Below are 8,884 nucleotides of genomic sequence, written 5' to 3' on the forward strand. Positions count from 1 at the left end.
ACCTATTAATTATTTTTATTTTAATCTTTTGTCTGGACCTTGTCGGCTCTTATCGGGCTTTTGTCACCCCAAGGGCACTTCCTCAGTCGTTCCTCAGGGTTTATAACAATCATAAACCCCTCGTGGAATCTCAATTTCAAATGTCCTCCCTCAGGGCGCAGAGTATAAGCCTTTTATCTTTGGCTTTTAAAGCCTTATTTTATTTTTAATTTAATTTAGGTCTTAATCTTTTAACTATCAATTATCAACTATTAATTATCAATTGCTCTTCGAAGTTGCTATTTCTTCTAGGGATGGGAGTTCTTGTTGTAGCAGGCTGTATAGGTATTCTCTGAATGGTCCGCCTATGTCTTCTCGATCTAGTGCGAATTCTATTGTTGCTTCTAGGAAGCCTAGTTTGTTACCTATGTCATATCTCTTGCCGCTGAATACTTGGGCGTAGATGTCTTCTTTGTCCATTAACTCCACTAGGGCATCGGTTAGTTGGATTTCGCTGCCTTTGCCTGGAGGTGTTGACTCTAGGATGTTAAAGATCTCTGGGGTTATGATGTATCGACCCAGTATAGCTATATTAGATGGGGCATCTTTTAGCTCTGGCTTTTCTACAAGGCCATCTACTTTATATAAGTCGCCATTGTTCTTAGAATACTCGACTATACCATATTTGCTTACATTCTCGTCTTTGACCTTCTGGACACCGATAACTGTTGATTGTTTTTCTTCGAAGGCTTCGATCAGCTGTTTGGTTACAGGCTTCTTGGCTTTGACGATATCATCACCTAGTAGGACTGCAAAGGGTTCGTTGCCGATGAAGGTTTTGGCACAAAGGATGGCATGGCCTAGGCCTTTGGCTTCCTTTTGGCGAACATAGTGGACATTGATCAGGCTTGAGATATCTTTGATCTGTTCAAGCATCTCTAGTTTCTGTTTTCTCTCTAGTGCCATTTCTAGCTCTATGTTCTTATCGAAGTGATCTTCGATTGCTCTTTTATGTCGTCCTGTGATTATGATAAGATCTTCGATACCCGATTCTACTGCCTCTTCGACGATATACTGGATTGTAGGTGTGTCTACTATCGGTAGCATCTCCTTTGGCTGGGCTTTGGTTGCTGGTAGGAATCTAGTTCCTAGCCCTGCTGCTGGGATTACTGCTTTTTTCACTTTCATACTTATCAACTCCTTATCTTTGTATATTCAAAATTTTAACATATATGTCTTGTGGAAGCAATGGTATGTTGTGCTTATAGGTCAAAGTCAAGGGCTTTGAAAGATAAATTCAAAGAATTGACTCTGACAAGGGCATGACTAAACCTTTGACTAACTTCTGACTAAAACTTATTAGTTATAATTATTTTTTGTCTTGGCTTTATCAACTCTTGTCATCCTTTGATAAAAGGGTAAGCCTTTAATCCAACCTTATTTTATTTTTAAAAATAGAACCCTAAACCCCTCTTTGGCAGCGAATCTCGCGAATTGGCCCGAATCTAAGTCAAGGGCTTTTAAAGATAAGTTCAAAGGATTGACTCTGACAAGGGCAGGACTAAATCTTTGACTAACTTCTGACTAAAGCCTATTAATTCTATTTATTTTATTCTTTTGTCTGGATCTTGTCGGCTCTTATCGGGCTTTTGTCAGAGTATAAGCCTTTTATCTTTGTACTTTAAAGCCTTATTTTATTTTTTTGATCAAATTCTTAAATCTCTTTTTTTGCAGCGAATCTCTCGAATCTAGGTCAAAGGCTTTAAAGATAAGTTCAAAGGATTGACTCTGACAAGGGCAGGACTAAATCTTTGACTAACTTCTGACTAAAGCCTATTAATTCTATTTATTTTAATCTTTTGTCTGGACCTTGTCGGCTCTTATCGGGCTTTTGTCACCCCAAGGGCACTTCCTCAGTCGTTCCTCAGGGTTTATAACAATCATAAACCCCTCGTGGAATCTCAATTTCAAATGTCCTCCCTCAGGGCGCAGAGTATAGCCTTTTATCCTTAATTTTTATCTTTAAATTTTTAACATCGAATTTATTGTCTTTTTTAATCCTTCTGTAAAGTCATACCTTGGCTCCCAGCCTAGTTCTGTTTTAATCTTTGAAGAATCTAGGGAGTAACGATAATCATGGCCGGGTCTGTCGTCTATATATTCTATTAGAGATTTATCCTTCCCTACAAGGTCTAAGATCAACTCTGTTACTTCTAGATTGGTTTTTTCACAATCTCCACCTATGTTATAGATCCCGCCTATTCTCCCTTGATGCAAGACTAAATCTATTGCTCGGCAGTTGTCCTGGACATAGAGCCAATCTCTGATGTTTGTACCATCACCATAGAGGGGTAGCTTCTCACTTCTTAGGGCTTTGGTTATAAAGAGAGGGATTAGCTTCTCTTGATATTGCTTTGGCCCGTAGTTGTTGGAGGAACGGGTGATTATAGTTGGTAGTCCATAGGTTTTATTGTAAGCTCTAACTATTAAATCTGCTGAGGCTTTGGTGGCTGAATAAGGGTTATTGGGCTTTAGAGGGCTGTCTTCAGTAAAGGAGCCTTCTTCACCTAATGAGCCATAGACCTCATCGGTTGAGATTTGAATATATCTTTTTATCCCTTTATCCTTAGCAACGTCTAATAGGACTTGGGGGCCTAGGACGTTGGTATGGAGAAAGGGAGCTGAGTTCTCTATGCTCCTATCGACATGGGACTCGGCTGCAAAGTTGATTAGGTGGTCTATTTGGTTGTTGGTGAAGATATCTTCTATTAGTTCTTTATTGGCTATGTCACCTTTGATGAAGTGGTAGTTTGGGTTATCTGCTACTTCTTTAAGGTTGTCTAGGCTACCAGCATAGGTTAGTTTATCTAGGTTGATTATTTTGTAGTCTGGGTGTTTATCCATTAGATAGTTGATAAAGTTACTTCCGATAAAGCCTGCTCCACCGGTTACTAGAATTTGAGTCATAGTCAGAGTCTCCTTTGTTTAAAGATCGAAAGAAATTAAAACCTTAAAGTCAAAACCTTTTTTAGACGCAGACCTTCGCAAGACTAAGAGCCGACTTTAAAACCTTTAAAACTAAGGTCAAGAACAGTTTTTTGCAACTAATCTAGATTATGATTTTTTAAAGAGTTAATTTAATTTTCTCAATTCGAAAAATAATCTAATAGTTCATCTAAAGAAAAGCCAACAAGTTTGTTGGCTGAAGCTCTATTAATTATTATTTTTATGCCATTGCCATGCTGTTCTTATTATATCCTCTAAAGTATATGTAGGTTGCCAGTCTAAAATATCTTTAGCTCTAGAAGAGTCTGCAATTAAAACTGCTGGATCTCCCGCTCTTCTCTTATCTTCAGTAACCTTAAAATCTATCTCTGTAATCTCTTTAGCCTTATCTATAATTTCCTTAACCGAATAACCTTCACCAGAACCTAAGTTAAAGATTTCTGAATCTCCACCATTAAATAACCTTTCTAATCCCTTGATATGAGCTTTAGCCAAATCATTCACATGGACAAAATCTCTAATACAACATCCATCTTTAGTATCATAATCAGTTCCAAAGATATAAATCTCACCCCGTTCTCCTAGAGCTGTCTTTAAAATTAATGGAATTAAATGTGTTTCTGGATTATGTTTTTCTCCTATCTCTCCACTTTCATCTGCTCCCGAAGCATTAAAGTATCTAAAACAAGTATATTTTAATCCATAGGCTTTATCATAATCTTCTAAAATTTCTTCAACCATCAATTTCGATTTACCATATGGATTAATTGGCTCTTTAGTTTGCTCTTCTTTAATTGGTATCTCTTCTGGTTCTCCATAGACTGCGGCTGTTGAGGAAAAGATGAATTTGTTAACATCATGCTCTAACATTACATCTAATAAGTTAATTACATTGACTACATTATTTTGATAATACTTAGCAGGATTTTTAACTGATTCCCCAACTTGAATAAAGGCAGCAAAATGCATAACAGCATCTATATCATATGTAGAAAAGACTTGTCTTAATTTCTCTTTATCTGCTAGATCCCCCTGAACAAAGTTATCAACAGTAATTAGAGCTTTATAACCAGTAGATAAATTATCATAGACAACTACATTATAACCTTGCTTGTTTAACATTTTGACTTGATGAGACCCTATATAACCCGCTCCACCTACTACTAAGATTGTTTTATTCATTAAAACTCCTCCTTTCTTAAAGAGTATAATTTTCCTAAATCTACTTCCTACTTATTTCACCTTTAATACCTTACTCATAGATACACAACCTAAATAAAAAATAGATTCTAAAATTGAAAGTTCCTCTATCTCTCTATATAACTTCCATTGATATTTAACTAAATTTATCTTACTAGCAGATAACGAGTTACTTCTTAGTCTATAATAAGCTAAATTTTCATTTAACCCATATCCGTACCCTTCTCTTTTTAATATCTTCAACCATAAACCATAATCTTGCCTTTTACGAATTAAAGGCATATAAACTTTACCTAATTGCTTAGTATCATAGATAACAGTTAAACATCCAATAGGATTGATTAATAAGGCTCTTCTATAACTTAACCTCTCTGGTACATTTATATATTTATTTACCAAATTACTTTCTTCAGTCATATGCTGATATTTAGTGAAGCTAAAAGCATAGTTATTATCTTTCATAAACTTAATTTGCTTTTCTAACTTTTGAGGATGCCATAAGTCATCACTATCTAAAAAAGCAATATATCTACCGTCAGCTTCTCTTATTGCAGTATTTCTGGCAACTGCACTACCGCTATTTTTTTTAAGTTCGATTAATTTAATCCTACTATCTTGTTTTTGATATTTCCTTACTATTTGAACACCATTATCAGAAGAACAATCATCTACTATTATCAATTCCCAATTTTGATGTGTTTGACCTAATACTGATTCTATGGTTTTAGATATATAATCTTCTGAATTATATAGTGGAGTTACTATTGAAATTAATTTATTATTCATATATACCTCCAAACTTTAAACTAACTTCTTAATATTTCTTCTTTTTGCTTATCTGACAAATTACAAACGACATATCTAAATTTACCATTTTCTTGCCTTGGTATCTCTTGAGCTTCTACAATACTATAATTTATCTCTTCTCCTAAACGCTTTTTAATGGAAGTTATTATTTTATCTTTATTAATTTCAAGAACTCCCTTATTAGGTACTACTTTAATTATAATTTCTCTAATATCATTTTGAATAATTTGTGCTTCTTTTACTTCCGAATTGTTTTTGAGAACATATCCTAATCTACTAACTTGATTTCCATCAGGAGTTATAATTAAATCATCCTTTCTACCTCCTAAATTCACTATAACTGCTGATGACCTACCACATTTACATTTAAAATCCTTATCTAATTCAACCATATCACCCAATTTATATCTAATAAAAGGCATAGCCTTATTTAAAAACCCAGTTACTACAATCTCTCCTAAACCATCAGTAGGATTACCTTCTTCATCAATAACTTCTACAAAACCAAAACCAGGGAAAATATGCATATTACCATATTTACATTCTCCAGCAAATACCACTGCTTCAGAAGATCCATACTGATCAACAATTTTTGTTTTAAACTGTTCTTCTATTAATTCTCTTTTATCTGCTTCCAAGTTTTCTGCTGTTGTAAAAATACATTTTAGATTTAAATTTATATTTATTTTATTTTCTTCTAGATATTTAGCTATTACAAATAAAGCACTTGGATATGATTCAATATATAAAGGAGCAAACTCTTCTAACTTATTTATGTACGCTGGTAAATTATCTTGAGTTAAATGAAAAATAGAGAATAACAATTGATTTTGAGTAAGATTATATCTCCAAAATGGAGGTTTACTTTGTTTTTTAGAAACTATAGCTCGTCCAAAAAAAGTAGCCTTTTTATCTCCAATCTTAACTCCATGATTTCTTCTAAGTCTCTCCCAATAAGCAAAAGAACGATTATTACACTCCCCATCTTTATAAATAGCTAAAGGACTTCCCGTACTCCCACTTGTTTTGTGAATAACTAACTTATCTTGATCAAATTCTTTAGAAATAAGTTGATTGGGTTGTAAATTAATTTTTTCTTTTGTCAAAAATGGAATTCTTCTAATATCATTAAAGTCTTCTATATTATTAGGATTAAAGTTTATATCTTTAAATAACTTCTTATAATAAGGAACCTTATTATAAGAATAAATTATAATTTTTTGCAATTCTTTTAACTTAAATTTTTCTAATTCCCTTTTAGATATAAACTCTAATTCTTTTAATTGTTGTAATAATTCAGATTGGTTTTTAGGAAATCTTCTTTTAGACAAAACATAACCATAGATACTAGTCATTATATTTTGTAAAAATATAGGTGAGTTTTCATAAACATTTTTCAATAAATTATTCATTTTCTACATCTCCCCAAACAATAATTATCCATAGTTTTCTATTATTTTTTTAAATACTTTATTTGTTTTATACCCATTACAAGCCATTTGAGCTTTCGAATTACCAGGATGTAAATTCCCTTCTATTAATATTGGTCCATTCTCTGTAATAGCAAAATCCCAACCTACCAACCTAATCTGAGGTAATAAAATTGCTGTATCTCTTATCATTTGTTTCAACTCTAGGAAATATGGGATTTCAGTTCCCTCAAATTTAAATTGAGTGTCCGGATGAATAGTATGCCTATTAATATAATCACTATTTCCTGCTTTAAAGAAATCATATGCATACTTTCCTAATGTACCTTTTTCTAAATTAACAGACGTAAAAATACCTCCTTGCGAACAATTATCAACATAACTACCACCAACACCAAACCTCATTAATGCAGAAATTATTTCAATTTCCCCTTTATCATTAATAAAAGTTTCCGCTCTAATACTGTTTATACTTTTAGAGTAAATCTTATTAATTTGTGAATGTTGATTAATACAATCTTGAATTATAAAACTAGAGGAAGTTATTAAATTAAAAAAGTTATTATCATCAAAATAACCATTTAAATTTGATAAGGTAATTTTAAAACAATTTTTACCTCCATTATTAGAAAAATCTTTTAAAAAAATTGCTCTATTAGTGGATTGTTCTATCAGTAATTTTATTAGATCTTTTAATTGATCATTAGAATTTAAACTATATGTCTCACTATTTGTAAATAAAATGCTTTCCATATTATAAGCTAATATTTTAGGAACATTAATCTTATCTTGAAAGTAATATTGAAAAAATAATTTGTTGTCTAATAATTCCTTGAAATTTCTATTTTGTAATTTTCTTTTAATTTTATCATATTGGTTAACACTAATATAATCTAGATAATTACTTATATAATTTTTATATAAACAAGCACTAAAATAATGCCTAGGTAACGATTTTGTATTTAGAATTATTTTAGTTATTTCATAAGCCATTCTAGGATAAGATTTTTTATCTTTATCTTTTAAAAAAACTTTCAACTTGCTAAAATCACCAAAAAGATCCATAATAAATACTCCTTTACATAGAATTTTTTAATAGCAGCCTATATTTATTTATAGACATGTCCGCTATACTATTCCATAAATATTTTTTTTCAACCAGTGTTGCCGTATCTTTTATATATTTATCTTCACTCTTTTTATATTCATTTATAGCAATTAAAATAGTGTTAGCTATCTCTTTTGGATTAGTTGAAGTTTTCCATCCAGCATTATTGTTGTTTATCTCCTCACTCACATTAGTCCCAGGAGTTACTATACAGGGAATACCATAAGATAATGCTTCTAATATAGTCATTGGCAAACCTTCAAATCTAGAAGTCAATATTAATATATTAGCTTTTTTAAAAACTCTATCCTTTTCTTCATCATAAACAGGCCCTTTAAACTTAAGATTATTAATATTTATTTTTAAAATAATTTCGTTTAATTTTTTAACTTCAGTCTCACTACCTTTTCCATAAATATTTATCTTTATTTTTTCATTAGACAATTTATCTTTTATTAATTCTATTGCATCTAATAAAAAATCTAGTCCTTTATGGTAGAAATCTATCCTTCCTAAATAAATTATTTCTAATTCCTCTTTGCTTTTTTTATCAACCTGCTTAATTTTATCAATGCCATTTCCAATAATTATAGAATTAGGATTAATTCTAATAGAAGTTCGTCTCTCCCCTTCATTTAAGAAAGATATCGCTTTGGCATTTTTAAGAAATTTATTGAAAAAGATAAGATTCGAAATATATTTTTTTACTCTCTTCTTTTTTTGAGCTTGTTCTGTTAAAGAACAATGTGGCTTTACTACATATGATATATTTAATTTTCTTAAGATTTTATAAATTTTTATATAATTCATAAAATAAACACCATGGAAGATCACCAAATCCGGCTTATAAATATCATTAAAGAAATAATTTAGATTATCAATATCATTGATATTAATAACCTCAAAATTATAATTAAACCCTTTAGGTATATCAACTCCAGAAGATAACAAAAGCTTTGAACTAACCCCTTCAACTTTATTTTGTGCCTCTATAAAAGGGGGCACCGCTGAAGTAATACCACTTGCTTTAGTAAAATACATTTCTGCAATATGTAATATTTTCATTATTCCACTCCCTCTATAAATTAAATTTATCTCACTCATGCTCACTTATTCTTAGAAATTTATTTTCTTATAAAAAAGTAATATGGATTTAATTATTAAAACCAATTAATATTTGGAATTGCAAGGATAAAGTAATCTAAAAACTTAACTATTATTTTTAAAAAATATGGTCGCTTATTGGAACTCCACATTTCCATGGTAGTTTAACCTCCCATATCTCTCAGGATCTATGTCCCTACATTCCTTCGTTCTACCTATCCATGGGTGGAGGCTGGATATGCTCCTCGAC

At 31.4% G+C, this 8,884-nt stretch carries 7 protein-coding genes; all 7 read right to left on the reverse strand.

All coding sequences use genetic code 11. The features are described from left to right. Positions 1-258 precede the first annotated feature (258 nt). The 7 genes from galU to HALSAC_RS0103035 all read right to left on the reverse strand — a co-directional run bounded on the left by galU (position 259) and on the right by HALSAC_RS0103035 (position 8,595). A complete protein-coding gene (gene galU, locus HALSAC_RS0103000; protein ID WP_027339024.1) occupies positions 259-1,167 on the reverse strand; it encodes a UTP--glucose-1-phosphate uridylyltransferase GalU in 909 nt (302 codons plus the stop codon). An 834-nt stretch (positions 1,168-2,001) separates the two neighbouring features. Then, complete coding sequence (rfbB, locus tag HALSAC_RS14850; RefSeq protein ID WP_035571191.1) at positions 2,002-2,946, reverse strand: dTDP-glucose 4,6-dehydratase; 945 nt, start codon at positions 2,944-2,946, stop codon at positions 2,002-2,004. A gap of 246 nt (positions 2,947-3,192) precedes the next feature. Then, positions 3,193-4,167, reverse strand: coding sequence for a UDP-glucose 4-epimerase GalE (gene galE, locus HALSAC_RS0103015; RefSeq protein ID WP_027339025.1), 975 nt, complete (start codon positions 4,165-4,167; stop codon positions 3,193-3,195). A 51-nt stretch (positions 4,168-4,218) separates the two neighbouring features. Then, complete coding sequence (locus HALSAC_RS0103020) at positions 4,219-4,971, reverse strand: glycosyltransferase family 2 protein (protein ID WP_027339026.1); 753 nt, start codon at positions 4,969-4,971, stop codon at positions 4,219-4,221. A 20-nt stretch (positions 4,972-4,991) separates the two neighbouring features. Beyond that, complete coding sequence (locus tag HALSAC_RS0103025) at positions 4,992-6,404, reverse strand: phenylacetate--CoA ligase family protein (protein WP_027339027.1); 1,413 nt, start codon at positions 6,402-6,404, stop codon at positions 4,992-4,994. 24 nt (positions 6,405-6,428) lie between these two features. Further along, the gene (locus tag HALSAC_RS0103030; protein ID WP_027339028.1) at positions 6,429-7,487 is read right to left on the reverse strand and encodes a sugar-transfer associated ATP-grasp domain-containing protein; all 1,059 of its coding nucleotides are present in this window, start codon (positions 7,485-7,487) and stop codon (positions 6,429-6,431) included. Positions 7,488-7,500: 13 nt separating this feature from the next. Then, positions 7,501-8,595 (reverse strand): glycosyltransferase, encoded by a 1,095-nt coding sequence (locus tag HALSAC_RS0103035; protein WP_027339029.1) that lies wholly within the window; start codon positions 8,593-8,595, stop codon positions 7,501-7,503. Between the last annotated feature and the right edge of the window lie 289 nt (positions 8,596-8,884).

The sequence above is a fragment of the Halonatronum saccharophilum DSM 13868 genome, assembly GCF_000517025.1.
Lineage (GTDB): Bacteria > Bacillota > Halanaerobiia > Halobacteroidales > Halobacteroidaceae > Halonatronum > Halonatronum saccharophilum.

Bases quoted from the DNA above. Each gene is read 5' to 3' on its own strand.
- HALSAC_RS0103025 (WP_027339027.1), bottom strand. From the start codon at position 6,404: ATGAATAATTTATTGAAAAATGTTTATGAAAACTCACCTATATTTTTA.
- galU (WP_027339024.1), bottom strand. From the start codon at position 1,167: ATGAAAGTGAAAAAAGCAGTAATCCCAGCAGCAGGGCTAGGAACTAGA.
- rfbB (WP_035571191.1), bottom strand. From the start codon at position 2,946: ATGACTCAAATTCTAGTAACCGGTGGAGCAGGCTTTATCGGAAGTAAC.
- HALSAC_RS0103030 (WP_027339028.1), bottom strand. From the start codon at position 7,487: ATGGATCTTTTTGGTGATTTTAGCAAGTTGAAAGTTTTTTTAAAAGAT.
- galE (WP_027339025.1), bottom strand. From the start codon at position 4,167: ATGAATAAAACAATCTTAGTAGTAGGTGGAGCGGGTTATATAGGGTCT.
- HALSAC_RS0103020 (WP_027339026.1), bottom strand. From the start codon at position 4,971: ATGAATAATAAATTAATTTCAATAGTAACTCCACTATATAATTCAGAA.
- HALSAC_RS0103035 (WP_027339029.1), bottom strand. From the start codon at position 8,595: ATGAAAATATTACATATTGCAGAAATGTATTTTACTAAAGCAAGTGGT.